The 21,062-nt window shown below is 65.6% G+C and carries 23 protein-coding genes and 1 pseudogene; 15 read left to right on the top strand and 9 right to left on the bottom strand.

The window, feature by feature from the left end:
- Positions 1–268: 268 nt before the first annotated feature.
- From CVN68_RS21320 to CVN68_RS21305, 4 genes are read right to left on the bottom strand one after another with little or no spacing between them, the layout of a single operon-like run.
- The gene (locus CVN68_RS21320) at positions 269–1,264 is read right to left on the bottom strand and encodes a nucleotidyltransferase family protein (RefSeq protein ID WP_100284589.1); all 996 of its coding nucleotides are present in this window, start codon (positions 1,262–1,264) and stop codon (positions 269–271) included.
- Positions 1,261–2,121, bottom strand: coding sequence for an HprK-related kinase A (locus CVN68_RS21315; RefSeq protein WP_100283969.1), 861 nt, complete (start codon positions 2,119–2,121; stop codon positions 1,261–1,263). Before CVN68_RS21315 ends, CVN68_RS21320 begins: the two co-directional genes overlap by 4 nt.
- Entirely contained in the window at positions 2,109–2,393 is a 285-nt protein-coding gene (locus CVN68_RS21310; protein WP_100283968.1) for an HPr-rel-A system PqqD family peptide chaperone, read from the bottom strand. Before CVN68_RS21310 ends, CVN68_RS21315 begins: the two co-directional genes overlap by 13 nt.
- 4 nt (positions 2,394–2,397) lie before the next feature.
- Positions 2,398–2,787, bottom strand: a complete 390-nt coding sequence (locus CVN68_RS21305) for a hypothetical protein (RefSeq protein ID WP_100283967.1) — start codon at positions 2,785–2,787, stop codon at positions 2,398–2,400.
- A 62-nt stretch (positions 2,788–2,849) separates the two neighbouring features.
- Here CVN68_RS21305 and CVN68_RS21300 point away from each other — a divergent pair, with 62 nt between their 5' ends.
- From CVN68_RS21300 to CVN68_RS21255, 10 genes are all read left to right on the top strand, one after another.
- Positions 2,850–4,052 (top strand): ATP-binding protein, encoded by a 1,203-nt coding sequence (locus CVN68_RS21300; RefSeq protein ID WP_100283966.1) that lies wholly within the window; start codon positions 2,850–2,852, stop codon positions 4,050–4,052.
- Between the two features lie 41 nt (positions 4,053–4,093).
- Positions 4,094–5,158: a substrate-binding domain-containing protein gene (locus CVN68_RS21295; RefSeq protein ID WP_407695521.1), complete on the top strand. Its 1,065-nt coding sequence runs from the start codon at positions 4,094–4,096 to the stop codon at positions 5,156–5,158.
- Positions 5,158–6,534: a phosphate ABC transporter permease subunit PstC gene (gene pstC / locus CVN68_RS21290; RefSeq protein WP_100283965.1), complete on the top strand. Its 1,377-nt coding sequence runs from the start codon at positions 5,158–5,160 to the stop codon at positions 6,532–6,534. The genes CVN68_RS21295 and pstC overlap by 1 nt, the downstream gene beginning before the upstream one ends.
- 43 nt (positions 6,535–6,577) lie before the next feature.
- Entirely contained in the window at positions 6,578–7,819 is a 1,242-nt protein-coding gene (pstA, locus tag CVN68_RS21285; RefSeq protein WP_233503470.1) for a phosphate ABC transporter permease PstA, read from the top strand.
- On the top strand, positions 7,819–8,586 hold the full coding sequence (gene pstB, locus CVN68_RS21280; protein ID WP_100283963.1) for a phosphate ABC transporter ATP-binding protein PstB: 768 nt from the start codon (positions 7,819–7,821) through the stop codon (positions 8,584–8,586). Before pstA ends, pstB begins: the two co-directional genes overlap by 1 nt.
- On the top strand, positions 8,586–9,275 hold the full coding sequence (gene phoU / locus CVN68_RS21275) for a phosphate signaling complex protein PhoU (protein WP_100283962.1): 690 nt from the start codon (positions 8,586–8,588) through the stop codon (positions 9,273–9,275). The genes pstB and phoU overlap by 1 nt, the downstream gene beginning before the upstream one ends.
- Before the next feature lie 10 nt (positions 9,276–9,285).
- Positions 9,286–9,978 (top strand): phosphate regulon transcriptional regulator PhoB, encoded by a 693-nt coding sequence (phoB, locus tag CVN68_RS21270; RefSeq protein ID WP_100283961.1) that lies wholly within the window; start codon positions 9,286–9,288, stop codon positions 9,976–9,978.
- A gap of 79 nt (positions 9,979–10,057) precedes the next feature.
- Positions 10,058–10,447, top strand: coding sequence for a hypothetical protein (locus tag CVN68_RS23510; protein ID WP_158299001.1), 390 nt, complete (start codon positions 10,058–10,060; stop codon positions 10,445–10,447).
- 73 nt (positions 10,448–10,520) lie between these two features.
- Positions 10,521–11,408: an SDR family NAD(P)-dependent oxidoreductase gene (locus CVN68_RS21260; RefSeq protein ID WP_100283960.1), complete on the top strand. Its 888-nt coding sequence runs from the start codon at positions 10,521–10,523 to the stop codon at positions 11,406–11,408.
- Between the two features lie 65 nt (positions 11,409–11,473).
- Positions 11,474–12,595, top strand: a complete 1,122-nt coding sequence (locus CVN68_RS21255) for a hypothetical protein (protein WP_100283959.1) — start codon at positions 11,474–11,476, stop codon at positions 12,593–12,595.
- Positions 12,596–12,806: 211 nt separating this feature from the next.
- On the opposite strand, the gene CVN68_RS21250 is transcribed toward CVN68_RS21255, so the two are convergent.
- Positions 12,807–13,145, bottom strand: a complete 339-nt coding sequence (locus CVN68_RS21250; protein WP_100283958.1) for a DUF2794 domain-containing protein — start codon at positions 13,143–13,145, stop codon at positions 12,807–12,809.
- Positions 13,145–13,840, bottom strand: coding sequence for a serine O-acetyltransferase EpsC (gene epsC, locus CVN68_RS21245; RefSeq protein WP_100284587.1), 696 nt, complete (start codon positions 13,838–13,840; stop codon positions 13,145–13,147). Before epsC ends, CVN68_RS21250 begins: the two co-directional genes overlap by 1 nt.
- A gap of 158 nt (positions 13,841–13,998) precedes the next feature.
- Between epsC and CVN68_RS21240 the strand changes: the two genes are divergently transcribed.
- The 4 genes and pseudogenes from CVN68_RS21240 to CVN68_RS21225 all read left to right on the top strand — a co-directional run bounded on the left by CVN68_RS21240 (position 13,999) and on the right by CVN68_RS21225 (position 18,285).
- A complete protein-coding gene (locus CVN68_RS21240) occupies positions 13,999–14,757 on the top strand; it encodes a sulfite exporter TauE/SafE family protein (RefSeq protein WP_100283957.1) in 759 nt (252 codons plus the stop codon).
- Positions 14,758–15,002: 245 nt separating this feature from the next.
- On the top strand, positions 15,003–15,566 hold the full coding sequence (gene ahpC / locus CVN68_RS21235) for an alkyl hydroperoxide reductase subunit C (RefSeq protein WP_100283956.1): 564 nt from the start codon (positions 15,003–15,005) through the stop codon (positions 15,564–15,566).
- 103 nt (positions 15,567–15,669) lie between these two features.
- A pseudogene (gene ahpF / locus CVN68_RS21230) lies at positions 15,670–17,249 on the top strand (alkyl hydroperoxide reductase subunit F).
- 136 nt (positions 17,250–17,385) lie between these two features.
- Positions 17,386–18,285 carry a hydrogen peroxide-inducible genes activator gene (locus CVN68_RS21225; protein ID WP_100283955.1) on the top strand — a complete coding sequence of 300 codons (900 nt, stop codon included), beginning with the start codon at positions 17,386–17,388 and terminating at the stop codon, positions 18,283–18,285.
- 9 nt (positions 18,286–18,294) lie between these two features.
- On the opposite strand, the gene CVN68_RS21220 is transcribed toward CVN68_RS21225, so the two are convergent.
- From CVN68_RS21220 to pgsA, 3 genes are read right to left on the bottom strand one after another with little or no spacing between them, the layout of a single operon-like run.
- Entirely contained in the window at positions 18,295–18,732 is a 438-nt protein-coding gene (locus CVN68_RS21220; RefSeq protein WP_100283954.1) for a molybdenum cofactor biosynthesis protein MoaE, read from the bottom strand.
- The gene (gene moaD, locus CVN68_RS21215) at positions 18,729–18,980 is read right to left on the bottom strand and encodes a molybdopterin converting factor subunit 1 (RefSeq protein WP_100283953.1); all 252 of its coding nucleotides are present in this window, start codon (positions 18,978–18,980) and stop codon (positions 18,729–18,731) included. Before moaD ends, CVN68_RS21220 begins: the two co-directional genes overlap by 4 nt.
- On the bottom strand, positions 18,980–19,534 hold the full coding sequence (gene pgsA, locus CVN68_RS21210; RefSeq protein ID WP_100283952.1) for a CDP-diacylglycerol--glycerol-3-phosphate 3-phosphatidyltransferase: 555 nt from the start codon (positions 19,532–19,534) through the stop codon (positions 18,980–18,982). The genes moaD and pgsA overlap by 1 nt, the downstream gene beginning before the upstream one ends.
- A 152-nt stretch (positions 19,535–19,686) precedes the next feature.
- On the opposite strand from pgsA, the gene CVN68_RS21205 reads away from it, so the two are divergent.
- Complete coding sequence (locus CVN68_RS21205; protein ID WP_100283951.1) at positions 19,687–20,979, top strand: MFS transporter; 1,293 nt, start codon at positions 19,687–19,689, stop codon at positions 20,977–20,979.
- Positions 20,980–21,062: the final 83 nt, after the last annotated feature.

Raw genomic sequence — 21,062 nt, 5'->3', positions numbered from 1 at the left:
GCAAGTTAACTTTCGCTTGGGAAAGGTTAACAAACCGCTAACGCGGAACCCCCGCCCCCCGCCGGCGCTGGTGCGCCGAAAGGTTGTTTCGCCCGAAGTTGATTATTTTTCGGGCATAACCCGAGCGCATGTAATAGCCGACCAGCACACCTTCAACTGAAAATGGCAGCATGGGGCACGTGCCGTCAGAATAGATAGGCGGATTTTTACTAGCTATCCGCCCATAATTGGCGAACCATTCACACAACAACTATGATTAATAGTTTATTCAATTCTGATCTTTGCGCCATTTCTTGAACAAATGTTGTGCAAGCAACACGGGCGGCATCCGTAGCCAATGGCTGCGCACATAGAAGCCCAGGCGCGTGAACTTGCGGGCAGGCCGGCCCCAGCCGTCACGCGCCAGCAAGCGCCGCAGATACCATTGGTCCTTGCCCGCCGCCCCGCTGGCATGGTTGCCGGTACCGTAGAGCCGCCCGGCGAGGCGCAGCGCACGCTCGACGGCCGCCGTCAGGCCGTGAAGCGCGGCGCGTTCGGCGAGGCCTGCGGTGCCGCACTCCTCGACGAGACAATGGATGTCCCAGAGGTTGCGCAGCCCGCCGGCGAGATCGCCATCGGCGATCAGATGGGCGGCGGCATGGCAGATCCTGTCCGCGGACGCGAGAATGCGAAGACCATTTCCCAGTGCCACGCTGTCTGCGATCAGCGCATCCGCGTCGGGGGTGATGCGCGCAGTGAGCGGGAGGATGGTGTGGTGGACGTCGATCATCCGATCGCGATCGCGGTGGATCAGCGGCGGCAGCTCGTGCATCCAGCGGCGATAATAGAGATCGTCATAGGGATCGGGCTTCACCCATTCCCAGCCGGTGGCGAGCAAGGCAGCCTCGGCCGCGTCGAGCTGCGCGCGCGGGACGAGGATGTCGAGATCGCCGATCGAACGGCCGGCGCTGGCGGCGAACCCGGCCGCGGCATAGGCAGTGCCCTTGAGCAGGATCACGTCGATGCCGAGGGGGGCGAGCGCCCGGCGCGCCATTTCCGCTTCCCACAAAGCGGCGATCCGGCCCTGCTCCGCGGAGGCGCGCGCGTCCGAAAGAATGCGCGCCGCGGCGCCGGGCATCGGCAGGCCGTCGAGCCGATGCGAGAGGGTGCCGATCAGTTGCTCGGCGCGGGCGATGGCGAGCAATGCGGTCCAGCCCTCCGGGTCGAGGCGCGCGACCGTTGCCGGGTCGCGCAGCGCTTCGGTGAGGATGCGCGCGTCGGTCATGCCGCGTTCCACAACCGCTCGACCGCCGCGAGCGCGGTTACCGTATCGGGATAATCGAGCGCGCGCGCCGGGGTCTTGCGGACAAGATCGGTCAGCGCGTCGAAGCCCCGCTCGGCAAGCGCGACATAATTGGTCGAGGCCTGGGTCAGGCGGACGAAGGTCTCGCTCGGCAGCACTTCGCGCTCGGCGGCGGCGAATCCATAGCTGGGGAACAGGACCAAATGCGGCGCGGCGGGCTCGGCCATCGTAGCGATGGCATGCGCATCCGGGACGAGATGGCGAATACTGCCCTTCGGCGTGCCTTCGAGCAGCGGGCCGAAACGGGCGTGCGGCAATGCTGCTTCCATGACTGCGATCGCCTCGTTCTTGAGGCTGATCAGCCGCGGAAAGCCATGGATCAGCCCGGTCGCGGGATCGAGCAGCGCGAACTCGTCCCCTATCAGCCGCCAGCCCTTGGCCATCAGCAAGGCGGCGAGCGTCGATTTGCCCGCGCCCGACATGCCGGTCATCAGCAGCGCCTTGCCGTCGCGCTCGACCGCCGAGGCATGGAGCAGCAAATAGCGGCGCTGGCCGAGCGCCATTTGCAGGTTCATCCCCATCTCCGCGGCGAGCAGCCCCTGCGCGAGCGGCAACGGGGCAGCGTCGGGAATGACGAAGTCGCCGCCGATATGGACCGAGGGGCGCAGAAAGCGACGCCACGGCCGCGCGGCGAAGAGATGGACGTTGAAGTCGGGGATGCCGTCCTCGGGCGCCGGATAGTCGCGGTAGAGATCTTCGAGCACGGCGATCGGCGCACGCCAGTCGCTGCCGACACGGAAGCCGACCGGGCCGATGCGGAGTCGGGTCAGATGGCGCACAGCCGCTCCACGAGGCCGACCGCCGCGAGTTCGTCGAGCCGGGCGGCCAGCGCTTCGGCGTCGGCGTCCACCAGATCGAACCGCTCGCCGAGCCGCGCGAGCAAATCGGGCACCGCCAGCGATTCGGCAGCGAGCGCCTCGAGGATCTCGGGTACCGGGCTGTCGACGATATGGGTGATGCCCGAGGACCGATGATAGATCAGCGTCAGCGCATCGAGCGGCAGGATGCGCAGCGTCTCGGGGGCCGCAGCGCGGTACAGCGGGATCTCCACGGCCTCAGCCGCGCGGCATCTGCAGCGAGGCGAAGCAAGTGAAGCCGCTGGTGCCCGATTGCAGGCGGCGGATGTAATTGGTGTAGGCGCGGCTGCGCTCGTAATCGGTGCCCGGCAGCGTCCCGCCCGTAAGCGCGCGCTTGACGTCCTCGGCCTTGAAGGCGGTTCCCGCCGGCGGATAGGCGCCGGGGGTGCCGGCGGGCACCAGCGTGCCGTCAGCCGCAATGTAGCTGCCCGCGCGCGCCGGATCGGGGACCGGAATCTCGCAATTCATCACCGACGCGCTGGTCTGCGCGAGCGCCGGACGGATCGAGACGATCGCCGACGCACCCGCAGCGCCGAGCATCAATGCGCGGCGGCGCGAAGCGATGGGTCCGGAGCTTTCATCAGCCATGATGCCTTGTCATGCGCCCACGCGGCTTTCGCAATCGTAAATCCATGCCTAGAACGGGACATATGCATTCCTTTCTCGGGGTCCGGACAGCGTTGGCGCTCGTCGTCGCGGCAATCGCCGCGGGCGCTAGCCTGTTGCTCAATGGGGATGCGCAAGCGAGCCTCGTCGTTCTGGTCTGCGCGGCGGCGGCGGTGCTGATCGCGGCGAGCGGAAGCGACCACGCCCCTGCCTCGCCGATATCCGCCATGCCGTCCGCGGACAGCGAGCCGGCGATCGCGGAAGTGATCGAGGCGATCGGCGAGCCGCTGCTGGTGATTGCCGACAGCCGGGTCGAGGCGGCCAATCAGGGCGCGCGCGAGCTGCTGGGCGAGCATGTGCTAGGCGAGGACGTCCGCGTCGCGATCCGGCACCCGGCGGCCGCCGAGCGACTGATGCGTCCTGACGACGCCAACCCCGGCGCGCCGATCCATCTGGTCGGCCTCGGCACCCGCGACCAGCGCTGGGAGATGCGCGTGCGCACGCTCGGCGACGGGCGGCGTGTGGTCCATCTGATCGACCGCACCGGCAGCTATGCCGCCGAGCGGATGCGCGTCGATTTCGTCGCCAATGCCAGCCACGAGCTGCGCACTCCCCTCGCCTCGCTGCTCGGCTATGTCGAGACGCTGCGCGAGGACGCCGGCGACGATCCGGGGACCCGCGCCCGCTTCCTCAAGATCGTGTTCGGCGAGGCCCAGCGGATGCAGCGGCTGATCGAGGATCTGATCTCGCTGAGCCGGATCGAAGCCGAGAAATATCGCGCGCCCGACAAGGCAGTGAACCTTCCCGAGCTGATCGGGCAAGTAACGACGGAGCTTTCGGGCAGCCCGCGCGCTGCTGATCTGGTGACCCATATCGCCGACGTGGCGCCGGTCGCGGGTGATCCGACCCAGCTCAGCCAATTGCTCCACAACGTCATCGGCAATGCGATGAAATATGGCCGCGAGGGCACCCCGGTGACGATTCTGCTCCAGCCGGAGGGCGAGGCGATGGTGCGCCTCACCGTCTCCGACGAAGGCGAAGGCATCCCGCCGCAGCATATTCCGCGGCTGACCGAACGCTTTTATCGTGTCGATTCGGGACGCAGCCGCTCGCTGGGCGGCACCGGACTGGGGCTGGCGATCGTCAAGCACATCGTCGAGCGCCACCGCGGCCGGCTCGATATCGCGAGCGTCGTCGGCAAGGGCACGACCGTGACGATGGTGCTGCCGGTCCGGCGAGTGTCATAAAGACGTAACCGTGCTGAAAGACATGCGGCCTGCGTGCCGACGTGCACGACTCGGGGTTTTCGGGAGTTCGCGACATTTTCGGCAGGTTTGGCCTGATTGCAGCGGCGGCGCTCACGCTCGCCGGTTGCGACAGCAACACGGCGCGCGAGATCCGCGTCGTCGGCTCGTCGACGGTCTATCCGTTCACCACCGCGGTCGCCGAGACGTTCGTCAACCAGGGCGGCGGGCGCAAGGCGCCGGTGGTCGAATCGATCGGCACCGGCGCGGGGCTCAAGCGCTTTTGCGAAGGCGTGGGCTGGGAATTCCCCGACATCGCCAATGCCAGCCGGCGAATCAAGAAATCCGAATATCAGCTCTGCCAGACCAACCAGGTCGGCGAGATCATCGAAGTCCAGATCGGCGTCGACGGCGTGGCGCTGGCCGAGGCGAACAACGGCCCCAGGCTCGCGCTGAGCAAGCAGGACGTCTATCTGGCGCTCGCCGCCAATCCGCTGGGCAAGCCCAACACCGCGCGGACATGGCGCGACGTCAATCCGGCGCTTCCCGCGCTGCCGATCCAGGTAATGGGTCCGCCCGCGACCAGCGGCACGCGCGACGCACTGGTCGAACTGGTGCTAGAGCCGGGCTGCGCCAAGGCCGATCCGCAAGCCAAGGCGCTCAAGGCCGCCAAGGACACCGCGCCCTATGACAGCCGCTGCAAGCGGATCCGCGACGACGGACCCTATATCGACAAGGGCGAGAACGACAATCTGATCGTCCAGGGCCTTGCGGCGAACCCCAACGCGCTCGGCGTGTTCGGCTATTCGTATCTCGAGGAAAATATCGACCGGCTGCACGGCGTGCCGATCGAGGGAGTCGCGCCAAGCTATGCGACGATCGCCGACGGCACTTATCCGGGCGCGCGGCCGCTGTTCCTCTATGTGAAGAAGCGCCATCTGCGCGCGGTGCCGGGGCTGTCCGACTTCGTCGCGCTCTACGCGACGATGTGGAACCCCAAGGGCAAACTCACCCAGCGCGGGCTGATCGCGGCGCCCGATGCACTGCGCACGCATTCGGCGCAGGTGGTGGCGCAGCGCACCGCACTCGATCCGGCCGGGCTGCACTGATGAACGCCTTCGCACTTCTCTTCCTGATCGCCGGGCTCGGCCTGATCGGCTGGCTCACTGCCCGCGCCCGCGCCAACCGGTTCGACCGGGGGGGCGCCAAGCGGCTGCATTCGCTGCCGGGCCAGCACGGCATGTACGTCGCGATGTGGACCATCTTGCCCGCCTTGCTGTTCGTGGCGGTGTGGAGCGCGTTGAGCCCGGGGCTGATCAAACAGGCGGTGCTCGAGCATCCGGCGGCGGCTCAGCTCCCGCAATTCGCGTTCGAGCGCGATGCGCTGCTCGCGGAGGCCAAGCGCGTCGCCAGCGAACACGCCGCCACTGCGTTCGATCCCGTGGCCGAGCAGCTCGTCGCCCCCACCCGTTCGGCGCAGACCTATTATGGCTGGATGGGCACCGGTGTGGCGATCCTGCTCGCCTTTGCCGGCGCGGCCTTCGCGCTGACTCGCGTGGGCGCGCACTTCAAGGCGCGCAGCCAGGTCGAGCGCGGCGTGATGGTGCTGTTGCTGGTCGCATCGCTGATCGCGATCCTGACCACGCTCGGGATCTTCCTGTCGCTATTGTGGGAATCGCTGCGTTTCTTCCAGCAAGTGCCGATCACCGACTTCCTGTTCGGCACGCATTGGAGCCCGCAGGTGATCGACGCCGCCGATCCGGGCAAGTCGCTGGGCGCGGTGCCCCTGTTCTGGGGGACCTTCTTCATCGGTGCGGTGATCGCGATGATCGTCGCGATCCCGTTCGGGTTGATGAGCGCGATCTACCTCACCCAATATGCCGCGCCGCGCGTGCGCCGCTGGATGAAGCCGACCCTCGAGATGCTCGCCGGCGTGCCGACCGTGGTCTATGGCTATTTCGCCGCATTGACCGTGGCGCCCGCGGTGCGCGATCTCGCGGTGTCGTTCGGCTATACCTATGCGTCGTCGGAGAGCGCGCTGGCCGCGGGCCTGGTGATGGGGGTGATGATCATCCCGTTCGTCTCGTCGATGGCCGACGATTCGATCGCCGCGGTGCCGACCGCGATGCGCGACGGCAGCCTCGCGATGGGCGCGACGACCAGCGAGACGATCTCGCGGGTGCTGATCCCCGCCGCATTGCCCGGCGTGGTCGCAGGCGTGCTACTCGCGGTGAGCCGCGCGATCGGCGAGACGATGATCGTGGTGATGGCCGCATCGGGTGCCGCGAACATCACGCTCAATCCGTTCGAGAGCGCGACAACCGTCACCAAGCAGATCGTCGACCTGCTCACGGGCGAAAGCGAGTTCGACAGCCCCAAGACGCTCGCCGCCTTCGCGCTGGGGCTCACCTTGTTCGTGATCACGCTGCTGCTCAACATCGTCGCGCTCCGCGTGGTGAAGAAATATCGGGAAGCCTATGAATAGCGCCCCCACCCTCCGTGCGCCGACGGACTGGAACGCAACGACGATGCAGAAGCGCATCCGCCGGCGCTATGCCCGCGAGCGGCGCTTCCGCCTCTTCGGGCTGGCGGCGGTGACGCTGTCGGCGGCGTTCCTCGCCTTTTTGCTGATCACCATGGTCGCGAATGGCTGGCGCGGCTTCACGCGCACCGACGTGGCGCTGACGATCGATTTCCCGGCGTCGGGGATGGTGGTCGAGCGCACGCAGCTCGCCACGCCCGGCGCCGATCTCGCGCTGGCGGGTGCCGGGCTGGAGAATACCGTCAAGGGCGCTGCGGCGACAGCGTTCGGCGCGGGCGGCGAGGAGTTCATCTCGGAGAGCGCCTGGTTGCGCGTACGCGAGGCGATCAAGCACGATCCCTCCGTGCTCGACCGCAAGGTCACTCTCGACGTGCCCGCCTCGACCGAGATCGACCAGGCGGTGCGCGGCGACGGCAATGCCGAGGTGAAGGCCGCGGCGGCGAAGCTGCAACAAGCGGGTGCGCTGTCGCGGCACTTCAACATGGATTTCCTGTACGAATCCGACTCCACCGATCCGGTGGCGGTCGGCATCTGGGGGGCTCTCAAGGGCTCGCTGCTGACCATGGCGGTGACCTTCCTGATCGCCTTCCCGGTCGGCGTGCTCTCGGCGATCTATCTCGAGGAATATGCGCCGAAGAACCGCTGGACCGACCTGATCGAGGTTTCGATCAACAATCTCGCGGCGGTGCCCTCGATCATCTTCGGCCTGCTCGGGCTCGCGGTGTTCCTCGGCAGCTGGAGCCTGTTCGGCTATCAATTCGGCCCGCTGCTACCGCGCTCGGCGGCACTGGTCGGCGGGCTCACGCTTGCACTGATGATCATGCCGGTGATCGTCATCGCCAGCCGCAACGCAATCAAATCGGTGCCCCCCTCGATCCGTGACGCGGCGCTGGGCATCGGCGCGAGCCCGATCCAGGTGGTGTTCCACCATGTCCTGCCGCTGGCGATGCCCGGCATCCTGACCGGCACGATCATCGGCATGGCGCGCGCATTGGGCGAGACCGCGCCGCTGCTGCTGATCGGGATGCGCGCGTTCATCGTCACCCCGCCGGGCGGTTTCACCGATCCCGCCACGGTGCTGCCGGTGCAGATCTTCCTGTGGTCCGACGAAGTCAGCCGCGGCTTCGTCGAGAAGACCAGCGCCGCGATTATCGTGCTGCTGGTGTTCCTGCTCGCCATGAACGGGCTCGCAATCTATCTTCGCAACAAATTCGAGACCCGCTGGTGATGACCGACGTTACACATAAAATGTCCGCCCGCGGCGTGAGCGTCTTCTATGGCGACAAGCAGGCCGTTAAGGACGTGTCGATCGACATCGACATGGACAAGGTCACTGCGTTCATCGGCCCTTCGGGCTGCGGCAAATCGACCTTCCTGCGCACGCTCAACCGGATGAACGACACGATCGCCAGCGCGCGCGTGACCGGCGACATCATGCTGGACGGCGAGAACATCTATTCGTCGGCGATGGACGTGGTGCAGCTGCGCGCGCGCGTCGGCATGGTGTTCCAGAAGCCCAACCCCTTCCCCAAATCGATCTTCGAGAACGTCGCCTACGGCCCGCGCATCCACGGGCTGGCTGCGTCGAAGAGCGAGCTGGAGGCAGTCGTCGAGCGCTCGCTCAAGCGCGCCGGGCTGTGGGAAGAAGTGAAGGACCGGCTGCAGGACAGCGGCACCGCGCTTTCGGGCGGCCAGCAGCAACGGCTGTGCATCGCCCGCGCGATCGCAGTCGATCCCGAAGTGATCCTGATGGACGAGCCCGCATCGGCGCTCGATCCGATCGCCACCGCCAAGATCGAGGAACTGATCCACGAACTGCGCGGGCGCTATGCGATCGCGATCGTCACGCACAATATGCAACAGGCTGCGCGGGTCAGCCAGCGCACCGCCTTCTTCCATCTCGGCACGCTGGTGGAATATGGCGAAACCGACCAGATCTTCACGACGCCGCGCGAAGAGCGCACGAAAGATTATATTACCGGAAGGTACGGCTGATGGGCACGGGGCAGGAACATACCGTCAAGGCGTTCGACCAGGACATCAAGCAGCTCCGCGCGCTGATCAGCCAGATGGGCGGGCTCGCTGAACAGGCGATCCACGACGCGATGAAGGCGCTCCAGCGCGGCGATACCGCGCTCGCCGAGGAGGTCCGCAAGAAGGACAAGCAGATCGACGCGATCGAAGGCGAGGTCGAGAAGCTCGTCGTCCGGGTGATCGCGCTGCGCGCGCCGATGGCCGACGATCTGCGCGAAGTGATCGCGGCACTCAAGATCGCCGCGGTGGTCGAGCGGATCGGCGACTATGCCAAGAACGTCGCCAAGCGGGTGCCGCTGATCCACACCGCCGGCGAGGACCGGATCGAGGCGCTGTCGCTGCTGCCCGCAATGGCGCAGATGGCGAGCGACATGGTCCACGACGTGCTCGACGCGTTCGCCTCGCGCAACGCCGAGGTCGCCGCCGAGATCTGCGTGCGCGACAGCGCGCTCGATGATTTCTACGATTCGATCTTCCGCACTTTGGTGACCTTCATGGTCGAGAATCCGCGCACGGTGAGCCAGGTGGCGCATTTGCTGTTCGTCGCCAAGAACATCGAACGCATCGGCGACCATGCCACCAACGTGGCCGAGATGGTATATTTCGCCGCGACCGGCCGCTATCTGGCCGACGAAGCGGCAACCGCATGAGGACGCGTACATGGCCCGGGTAAAGATGCTTCTCGTCGAGGACGACGCCGCGATCGCCGAGCTGGTGACGTGGCACTTCAAGCGTGAGGATTACGAAGTCAAGCACACCCCTGACGGCGAGGAAGCCCTGCTGCTCGCCAAGGAAGCGACACCCGACATCGTATTGCTCGACTGGATGGTCGAGGGGCTTTCGGGGATCGAGGTGTGCCGGCGGCTCCGCCGCATGCCCGAGACCGCCAATATTCCGATCATCATGCTCACCGCCCGCGGCGAGGAAGAGGATCGGGTGCGCGGGCTCGAGACCGGGGCGGACGATTACGTCACCAAGCCCTTCTCCCCGCGCGAGCTGGTGGCACGGGTCGGCGCGGTGCTGCGGCGGGTGCGCCCGGCGCTGGCGGGCGAGGCACTGAGCTACTCGGACATCGAGATGGACACGGTGGGGCACAAGGTGCGTCGCGGCGGCGAAGTAGTGTCGCTGGGGCCGACCGAATTCCGCCTGCTCAAGCATTTCCTCGAGCATCCGGGCTGGGTTTTCTCGCGCGAGCGGCTGCTCGATGCGGTGTGGGGACATGACAGCGACATCGAATCGCGCACGGTCGACGTCCACATCCGGCGGCTGCGCAAGGCGATCAACAATGGCGACCGCCCGGACATCATCCGCACCGTTCGTTCGGCGGGCTATGCCCTGGACGCGGGGAACTGAGGAGCTAACCGGCTTTCTCCGGCGTTAATAATCCCGGACGCGCATGCTGCGTCCGAGGATTAATTCAGGAGAAGCTTTGATGAAGCTTATCGCATTGGCGGCCGCTCTCGCCGCTATCGGCGGCACGGCCGTCGCCCAAGAGACCCCGCAGCAGACCACTCCGCCTGCCACTACCACGGCACCGGAATCGCCTACGACGACCACGCCGGATGCCAATACGCCTCCCGCCGACCCGACGACCGGCACCACCGGTTCGGGCACGACGACCACCGACGCTGCCGCCGCACCCGACGCGACGGCCTCTCCCGATGCGACCGCCGCGCCGGCTGTGCCGCCGGCCGATGCGGCAGCTCCGGCGCCCGATACGACGACGGCCGCCGCCGCTCCCGCGCCGACGGCCGCGCCGAATGCCTATCCGCCGTGCTCGAAAACGGTGAAGGATCAGTGCCGCCAGCGCGGCGGGCGCTGAGGGCGAACCGCAGGCTGTTCAGCCTGAGATGAATAGGTCTAGGAAGCATTCCAGAGCATAGGGAGCGCTTCCGATGACCATTAGTTTCGACAATCGCGTCGCCATCGTCACAGGCGCGGGTGGCGGTCTCGGCCGCGCTTATGCGCTCGAGCTGGCGCGGCGCGGCGCGAAAGTGGTGGTCAACGATCTCGGCGGCGCGCGCGACGGCACCGGCCATTCGGACGCCGCCCTCGCGGTGGTTCAGGAGATCGAAACCGCGGGCGGCGAGGCATTTTCGAACGGCGGCAGCGTCACCGAATATGACCAGATGGTCGCGATGGTCGAGGCGGCGAAGGCGCGCTGGGGCCGGATCGACATATTGATCAACAATGCCGGGGTGCTCCGCGACCGCAGCTTCGCCAAGATGGAGCCCGAGGATTTCCGCTTCGTCGTCGACGTCCATCTCAATGGCTCCGCCAATTGCACCAAAGCGGTGTGGGACACGATGCGCGACCAGAATTACGGGCGGATCCTGATGACCGCCTCGTCGACCGGGCTGTTCGGCAATTTCGGGCAGGCCAATTATGGCGCTGCCAAGCTCGGGCTGGCCGGCCTCGCCAAGACGCTGCACCTCGAAGGCGCCAAATACGGGATCAAGGTCAACACGATCGCGCCGGTTGCCGGCACGCGGATGACCGAGGACATCTTCCCCGAAGCGGCATTCAAAGCCTTCGCGCCCGAGAAGGTCGCCCCCGCCGCGCTGTTCCTCGTCTCCGAAGACGCCCCCACCAACATGATCATCGGCGCCGGCGCGGGCGTGGTCCAGGCGGCGTATGTCACGCTGACCCCCGGCGCCAGACTGGCCGAACTGACACCAGAAAGCGTCGCCGTGCAGTGGAACGAAATTATCGACCGCAAAGGCGAGATCGTGCCCAATTCGGGGGCCGAACAGACGATGTCGATCATGTCGCAGCTGCAATAGCGCCTCACCGTATTGTTTCACTAATACACTTATGCTAGGCAGACCTCACAACAGGAGGATTGCCCATGTACAGCGAAAGCGACCTGGCAGGCGCGGTGGAGGCGGGAGCGATCTCGCAAGATGCCGCGGCGGCCCTGAGGAACCATGTTGCGGCAAGTCGATCGACGCCCACTGTCGACGAAGAGAGCTTCCGGCTGCTGACCGGCTTCAACGACATCTTCGTCGGTATCGCGGCGATCCTGATCCTCGTCGCGGTCGGGTGGATCGGCTTCTATATCGGCGCGCAGATCATGGATCTCGATGCGAACGAGGGGCCGCGTCAGGTCGGCGTCGCTGCGGCATTCGGCGGGTTTGCGGTATCGATCACCAGCTGGTTGCTCGCCGAATATTTCACCCGGCAGCGCCGCATGGCGCTTCCCAGCATTCTGTTGTTGCTCGGCTTCGCCGGCGGCATCTTCGCGGGGTTCGGGGCGATCTGGGGCGCGAACGCGCCTTGGCTCTCGGAGCAATTCGGCCTCACCACCGAACTCCAGCATCGCCAGCTCGCCGGCGCGATCGGGATCGTCACCGGGATCGTCACCGCGGGGGCGACCTGGCTGCACTGGCGGCGCTTCATGGTGCCGATCACCGTGGCGGTGGGCGCGCTCGCCCTCGTCGCGGTCGCAGTCGGCGCGATCACTGCATTCGTTCCCGCTTCGCAGGACTCGCTCAATCTGATGCTGCTGATCGCCGGCCTGCTCGTCTTCGGCTTCGCGATGCGCTGGGACATGTCGGACCGCGAGCGCCGCACCCGCCGCTCCGACGTCGCCTTCTGGCTTCATCTCGCCGCGGCGCCGCTGATCGCCCACCCGGTCTTCCACATGCTCGGCGTGTTCGACGGCGACATCGCCGCCCCGATGGCCGGCGTGGTGCTCGCGCTCTACATCGTCTTCGCCGCGGTGGCGCTGGCGGTCGACCGGCGCGCGCTGCTCGTCTCGAGCCTCGTCTATGTGCTCTGGGCGATGTATGCGCTGTTCGAGCAGAGCGGTGCTGTCGAGCTTGCCGCGGCGCTCACCGCATTGGTGATCGGATCGGCACTGCTCACGCTCTCGGCTTTCTGGCAGCCGATGCGGCGCAGCGTGATCGGTCTGCTCGGCAACGCGCTGGAGAGCCGACTGCCTCCCACTCAGCAGGTAGCGATCGCCTGAGATCGAAACCCGCTTGACGAGGGCCCGGGAGGCGACTCCCGGGCCTTTGGCAATGAATGGAGAAGGAAGAGGTCACGACGCAATATTCCGGCCCTGCGACGCGCGCTTTTGCCTTGGCTTCCTGGCGGTGCGATCGAGCGGCACATGGAAGCTCGCCTCGGCGCAATACACCCCCGAGCGGCCGAAGCCGGCCACGCCGGCGAAATAGCGGCTACTCGCCCACCAATTTCATCAGCCGGCGCTCGACCGGCGCGAGCACCGGGCCTAGTTCATGCCCGCGCTTGAGGATCATCCCGGCTTCGTTGACCAAAGCCCACATGCCCTGCCGATTGCGCAGCGCCGGGCGCTTTTCGATCCGATATTCGGGGCGCTCCGCCGCGCGGCGGAAGGCGGCGAACATCGCGGCCTCGCCATCGAACTGGATCGCGTAATCCTTCCAATGCCCCGCGGCGACCATCCGGCCGTAGAGATCGAGGATCCGCGTCAGCTCGATACGCTCGAAACCGACCTGCGAGGGGCGGCCGATCGGAAGTGGCGTCACGGTTCCCATCAGGCGCGGTCGCGACGCCCTGTCTTGCTGTCCGTCGCACCGGATTCGATCATCGCGTCGAGCCGCTTGCGCAGCGTCTCGAGTTCGCAGCGCATGATCTCGAGCTTCTGCGTGGCGGGATCGAACGTCTCGCTGCACGGCGTGCCATAAGGCACGAAATCCTTTTGCCATGTCGCCGCCTCGACGAGCATCGGCTTGGCCGGAATGCCGACCATCACTGCGCCTTCGGGCACGTCGCGGGTCACGACGGCATTGGCGCCGATCCGCGAGCGCTCGCCGACGGTGATCGGCCCAAGCACCTGCGCGCCCGAGCCGATGATGACGCCGTCGAGGATCGTCGGATGGCGCTTGCCGACAACGCCGTTGTCGGGGCTGGTGCCGCCCAAAGTGACGCATTGATAGATCGTCACATTGTCGCCGATCTCGGCGGTCTCGCCGATCACGACGAAGCCATGGTCGATGAAGAAGTTGCGGCCAATCGTCGCGCCGGGGTGGATGTCGATCGCAGTCATCCAGCGCGACCAGTGATTGACTGCGCGGGCGAGGAAGAACCAGCCACGCTTGAACAGCCGGTGCGCGATGCGATGATAGAAGACCGCCCATATTCCCGGGTAGAGCAGGATTTCGGCACGGCTACGCGGCGCGGGATCGCGCGCATGGATCGAATCGAGATAGGCCTTCAGACGACGGAACATGGCCGGGTTCCCCTTTGTCGCGTTCATTTAATGCACGTTGCGCCGAATTTCCAGAACGGCCCGTCTTCGCGCTTGTCCCGCCTAAACACGATGTATCTTGTAGGAATTCGATCGACGCGGCATTCCTGCGCGTCCAACAGGTGGATGCAGGGGCGCGGATGATCTTCGGAATTGACCTCACGGCGCTGCTTCCCTTCATCGCCGTGGGCTTTGCCGCGCAGATGGTCGATGGCGCGCTGGGCATGGCGTTCGGCGTCATTTCGAACACCTTGCTGCTGAGCCTCGGCGTGCCGCCCGCGATGGCATCGGCGGGCGTCCACACCGTCGAGACCTTCACCACTGCGGTCTCCGGGGTCAGCCACGCGCTCCACAAGAACGTCAACTGGAAGCTGTTCCTGCGGATCGCGATCCCCGGCGTGATCGGTGGGGCGCTGGGCGCCTATGTGCTCTCGAACATCGACGCGGCCACCGCCAAACCGTTCATCCTCGCTTATCTGACCGCGATCGGGCTGTACCTGCTCTGGCGCGCGCAGCATTATCCGCCGCAGGAGCGCAGCCCGAAGATCGTCGAGCCTCTCGGCCTCGCCGGCGGGTTCCTCGACGCTGCGGGCGGCGGCGGCTGGGGTCCGGTGGTGACTTCGAACCTGCTCGTCCAGGGATCGAGCCCGCGCATGACGATCGGCACGGTCAATACCGCCGAGTTCTTCGTGACGACGACCATCTCGGCGACCTTCATCACCCAATTGGGATGGGAGGCGTTCACGCTTGCCACGATCGGCCTGCTGATCGGCGGCGTGATCGCGGCACCGTTCGGGGCATTGCTGGCGAAGCGAGTCGAGCCCAAGCGACTGATGCTGATGGTCGGCGTGGTGCTCACGCTGACCAGCGTGTACAATCTTTATCTTGCGGTGCGGTAAGAAGCGGCCCGCTCCTAGTTTCCGTCATCCGGCAAACGCTGGGATCCAGAGTTGCCTTTCACAGACAGTCCTGCTTGGCTCTGGGCCCCCGCTTTCGCCGGGGTGACGGACGAGAGGCCTGTTCGATCAATTGCCCGCCATTGATCGCCTTACTCGATCAAAGCGAGTGAAGGTTCCCATTAGCATTGCGGTGCAGCGCGCCTATATCCCGCATTGCAACACAACGCCTTTGGAGGAAAATTCGCATGGCGCTTATCGGAAGCATGATTCTGCCTTTCACCGCACAGGCCTATAAGGAAGGCAAGTTCGTCGAGGTTACCGACGCCGACACCCGCGGCAAATGGGCCGTGTTCTTCTTCTATCCGGCGGACTTCACCTTCGTGTGCCCGACCGAGCTCGAGGACCTCGCCGACATCTATCCGCAGCTCCAGAAGATGGGCGTCGAAGTCTATTCGGTGTCGACCGACACGCATTTCAGCCACAAGGCGTGGCACGATACCTCGCCGGCGATCGGCAAGATCAATTACTATATGCTCGGCGACCAGAACCACAATCTCAGCACCAATTTCCAGGTGCTGCGTGAAGGTCAGGGCCTCGCCGACCGCGGCACCTTCGTGGTCGATCCCGAGGGCGTGATCCAGCTGGTCGAGATCACGTCGGAAGGCGTCGGCCGCAACGCCGCCGAACTGCTCCGCAAGATCAAGGCCGCGCAGTATATCGCCGCGCATCCGGGCGAAGTCTGCCCGGCCAAGTGGGAAGAGGGCGAAGCGACGCTCGCGCCTTCGCTCGACCTCGTCGGCAAGATCTAACCCCCAAGGCGCCCCTCCCTCCCCCCTTGTGGGGGCGCCCATGCGGCCCGGGGTGGATTTCGGTTCATCCCGGGTCGTTTTGTTTCAAGTTTCGGAGTTCGCCATGCTCGACGCCAATCTGACGCAACAGCTCAAGACCTATCTGGTCAACATCAAGCAGCCGATCGAGCTGGTCGCCAGCTTGGGCGACGATGCCAAGTCGGGCGAGCTCGAGCGACTGTTGAACGACATCGCGGCGCTGTCGGACGACATTAGCGTCGTTCGCAAGGACGATGCGCGCAAGCCCAGCTTCATGATCCGCCGCGCCGGCACCGATATCGGGGTGCGCTTCGCGGGCCTGCCGATGGGGCATGAATTCACTTCGCTGGTACTAGCGCTGCTGCAGGTCGGCGGGCATCCGTCGCGCGCAGCGCAGGAACTGATCGATCAGGTCAAGGACCTCGATGGCGACTTCGCATTCGAGACCTATTTCTCGCTGTCGTGCCAGAACTGCCCCGACGTGGTGCAGGCGCTCAACCTGATGGCGGTGCTCAATCCGCGGATCAAGCACGTCGCGATCGACGGCGCCTTGTTCCAGGACGAAGTCGAGAGCCGCAAGGTGATGGCGGTGCCGACGGTGTTTCTCAATGGTGAGCCATTCGGTCAGGGCCGGATGGAGCTCGAGCAAATCGTCGCCAAGCTCGACACCGGCGCCGAGGCGCGCGCGGCCGAGAAGATCAAGACCAAGGATGCGTTCGACGTGCTGGTGATCGGCGGGGGCCGGCAGGCGCCGCGGCGGCGATCTACGCGGCGCGCAAGGGCATCCGCACCGGCATCGCCGCCGAGCGCTTCGGCGGACAGGTACTCGACACGATGGCGATCGAGAACTTCATTTCGGTGCCGCATACCGAAGGCCCCAAGCTGGCCGCGCATCTCGAGCAGCACGTCAAGGATTACGATGTCGACGTGATGAACCTCCAGCGCGCCGAGAAATTGATCCCGGCACCAATCGAGGGCGGGCTGCACGAAGTGCGGCTGGCCAACGGCGCAAGCCTCAAGGCGCGGACGCTGATCCTGTCGACCGGCGCGCGCTGGCGGCAGATGGGGGTTCCCGGCGAGGACCAGTATCGCAACAAGGGCGTCGCTTATTGCCCGCATTGCGACGGGCCTTTGTACAAGGGCAAGCGCGTCGCGGTAATCGGCGGCGGCAATTCGGGAGTCGAGGCGGCGATCGATCTCGCCGGAATCGTCGCGCACGTGACGCTGATCGAATATGACACCGACTTGCGCGCCGACGCAGTGCTTCAGCGCAAGCTGGCTACTCTGCCGAACGTCAATGTGATCACCTCGGCGCTGACCACCGAAGTGCGCGGCGACGGCGAGAAAGTGATCGGGCTGGTCTACAAGGACCGCAACCACGGCACCTCGCACGAAGTCGCCCTCGAAGGGATCTTCGTCCAGATCGGGCTGGTGCCGAACACCGAATGGCTCAAGGACGCCGTGGCGCTGAGCCCGCGCGGCGAGATCGAGATCGACGCGCGCGGCGAGACTTCGCAGCGGGGGATCTTCGCCGCGGGCGACGCGACGACGGTGCCGTACAAGCAGATCGTCATCGCGATGGGAGCGGGATCCACCGCGGCGCTTTCGGCGTTCGACTATCTGATCCGGCTGCCGGCGGAGGAACTGATCGAAGCGGCGGCCTGACGCTTATTGTCATCCTGGCGAACGTTGGACCGGGGCTCCAACCATCATCGCCCGTGGCTCTGGATCCCGGCCTTCGCCGGATGACGTAAGAGAAAGAATCACTTATATACGCCGATACAATCGATAGAGGCGATCAGTGGCCGCAACCTACCTCCCGACGCTCAAGCAGCTCCAATACCTCGTCGCGCTGCACGATTCCGGCCATTTTGGCCGCGCGGCGGAGGCCAGCTTCGTCACCCAGTCGACTCTCTCCGCCGGGATTCGCGAACTTGAGACGCTGATCGGCGTGGTGCTGGTCGAACGGACCCGCCGGGTGGTCCGGTTCACGCCTTTGGGCGAGCGAATCGTCGAGAAGGCGCGGCGGGTGCTGCGCGAGGCCGACGAACTCGGCGATCTCGCGCGCGTTGCCGGGCGGCCGCTTTCGGGCGAGATGCGGATGAGCGTGATCCCGACGATCGCCCCGTTCCTGCTTCCGCGGATCCTGCCACGGCTGCGGCGCGAATATCCCGATCTGAAGTTGTTCCTGCGCGAGGAGACCAGCGGCCAGGCATGCGAGCAACTCCATCATGGGCGCACCGATTGCGTTTTGCTCGCCCTCCCCTTCGGCTGCGGCGAAGTCGAGGCGGCGCCTTTGTTCGACGACCGCCTGTTCGTCGCGTTTCCGGAAGGGGAGATGGACCCGACGCCAACGATCCGCCCCGCGGATATCGACCCCAACCGGCTGCTGATGCTCGAGGACGGGCATTGCCTGAAGGACCATGCACTGGCGGCGTGCAACCGCCCAGAATTGCGCGCCGAGGCGACGATGCTGGGAACGTCGCTGCACACGATGGTGCAGATGGTGGATAACGGCCTCGGCGTGACGATGCTGCCGCAGATGGCGATCGACGCGGGGATCCTCGAGCATACCCGCGTGACCGCACGACCGCTCGACGCCGAGAATGCATCGCGGCAAATCGCTTTGGTGTGGCGTAAGGCCTCTCCCCGCGAACGCGACTTTCGGCTGCTGGCCGAGGTTCTTGCGCAGACGCGGTAGGTTCTTGGATTAGCCCCAGCGCCCCGCAGCTTCCGCGTCGGTATGGCGCGCGTCGACCCAGCGGGCATCCTCGCCCCGCTGCTCGCGCTTCCAGAACGGTGCGTCGGTCTTGAGCCGGTCGATGAGGAATGCGCAGGCTTCGAGCGCCTCGCGACGATGATGCGCCGCGGTGCCGACGAAGACAATGCGGTCCCCCTGCACCATCACTCCGATGCGGTGGACCATCGTCACTCCGAGCAGCGACCAGCGCTCGGTCGCGGTTTCCGCGAGCGCGATCAGCGCCTGTTCGGTCATGCCCGGATAATGTTCGAGTTCGAGCGCAGTAACCCCGTCGTCGCCGCGGACCAGACCGGTGAACGTAGCGACGCCCCCTGCCCCGCGCTCCTCGAGCGCGGCGACTTCGACCGCCAGTTCGATCGGCGCGGGATCGACCGAGACGCGGATCATCCGCCGGTAACCGGAGGGAAAAGCGCGACCTCGCGGGCGTTGCCGAGCGGCGCGTCGAGCGGCACGAATTTCTGATCGATCGCGGCGCGCAACCGTTCGGGTTCGCGCATCGCTTCGGCATGGCCCGGGCTCAGCGTGGCGAGCCACGCGATCAGATCGGCGATACTCAGCACCGTCGCCGGGGGATCGCGCTGTTCATGGCCCGTTCCGACGCGCTCGCGCACCCAGGCGAAATAGAGCAGGTCCATCACGTGTCCATGTGCTTGAGGCCGACGCGCAGATAATCCCAGCCGGTGATCGCGGTGAGCACCGCGGCACTCCACAAGGTGACCAGCCCGAGCAACGCCACCCACGGATATTGCGGCAGCGCCTGTCCCAGGATCAGCGCGCCGAACGCGACGAGCTGGAGTGCCGTCTTCCATTTGGCGAGTTGCGACACCGGCACCGATACCTGGAGCTGGGCGAGGAATTCGCGCAGCCCCGAGACCGTGATCTCGCGCAGCAGGATGATCAGCGCGGCGATCAAGTGGTAATCGGCAATCACGCCCTTGCCCACCAGCATGAGGATCACCGCGGCGATCATGATCTTGTCGGCGATCGGATCGAGGAACACGCCGAGCTTGGAAACCGTGCCCTGCGCGCGGGCCAGATAGCCGTCGAAATAGTCGGTGATGCCCATCAGGCAATAGATCGCGAAGGCGATCGCATAGCCGGTTCGCCATTCGGGCCACCACAGGAATGCCGCGAGCAGCGGCACGGTCACGATCCTGGAAAGCGTCAGGATATTGGGGAGCGTCAGCATGCCACGCCTCCTAGCACTGCTCGTGGGGGCGCTGAAACCGTCTTGATCATGGACAGGGGACGCATATGGCGGTTGATACGTTCCTTGCCACTCGGCTATGCGGGCCCGTCGTTCGGCGGGGCATGCCTCGCGCTTCAAGGACATGGTACGATATGATCGGTGCGCTCGGGTTGATGAAGGAGCGCCGCTTCCTGCCGCTGTTCATCACGCAGTTTCTCGGTGCCTTCAACGACAATCTCTTCAAGAACGCGATGGTGTTCTTCGCAATCTATTACATCTTCGACTCGGTCGAGCAGGAAACGCAGTTCAGCGCGATCGCCACGGGCATCTTCATCCTCCCCTTCTTCCTCTTCTCCGCGCTCGCCGGGCAGATCGCCGACAGCTACGACAAAGCGAAGATCATGCGGATCATCAAGGCCGCCGAAGTGCTGATCATGCTCGTCGGCGCGCTGGGCATCCTCGTGAAGAGCCTGCCGCTGATGCTGGTCGCTCTGGTCGGCATGGGGATCCACTCGACCTTTTTCGGCCCGATCAAATATGCCGTGCTCCCGCAGCATCTGGAAGCGGACGAAGTTCTCGGCGGCACCGGGATGGTCGAGGCCGGCACCTATATCGCCATCCTCTGCGGTACGATCGCGGGCGGGCTGATCAGCCCGACCTTCGCGGCCTTCGCGGTGGTCGGCGTGGCGGTGATCGGCTGGTTCGCCTCGCTCCAGATCCCGCCCGCGCCGCCGCTGACCAAGCTGAAGCTCGACTACAACATCTTCCGCGCCTCGGCCCGGCTGATCCGCGCGACGATGCACATCCCGCGGCTCTATCTCGCGATCGTCGCGATCAGCGTGTTCTGGACGATCGCCGCTATTCTGGGGGTGCTGTTCCCACCGCTGGTGAAGAACGTCTTCCACGCGCAAAAGGACGTGGCGAGCGTATTCCTCGCAATCTTCTCGGTCGGCATCGCGATCGGCTCGATCATCATCAACCGCATGCTCAAAGGGCATGTCTCGGCGAAATATGCGCCGGCCTCGGTGCTGGCGATGTCGCTGTTCGTCGCCGACTTCTTCTTCGCCGCCGCTTTCTTCCCGGTGAGCGACGGCCCGCTGCTCAAGACTGCCGACTTCCTCGCATTGCCCTACGCCTGGCGCGTGCTCCTCGATCTCGGCATGATCGCGATTACCGGCGGCATGTTCGTGGTGCCGCTCTACGCTTTCCTCACCACGACGGTGGACAAGTCGCAGACATCGCGCACCGTAGCCGCAAACAACATCGTCAATTCGGGGGCGATGGTCGCCGGATCGGTGGGGATCCTCGGCTTCACCAACATCCCCGGCGTGGCCGTGGTTCACGCGATCTGGATCGTCTTCCTGCTGTGCCTCGCCTCGGCTTATTGCGCGTGGCGGCTCTACAAGGCCGAGGACCTGCCCCACGGGCTCGATCCGATTCCCTGAGGCGCTTGTGCTCCTGCGGAAGCAGGAGCCCAGGGTAACCGAGTGCACCGCCCGTGACTCTGGGCTCCTGCTTTCGCTGGAGC

It is taken from the genome of Sphingomonas psychrotolerans (genome assembly GCF_002796605.1).
Taxonomy (GTDB): Bacteria; Pseudomonadota; Alphaproteobacteria; order Sphingomonadales; family Sphingomonadaceae; genus Sphingomonas; species Sphingomonas psychrotolerans.
The sequence above is the reverse complement of the archived record's forward strand: the minus strand, read 5'-3'. Positions and strand labels throughout refer to the sequence as shown.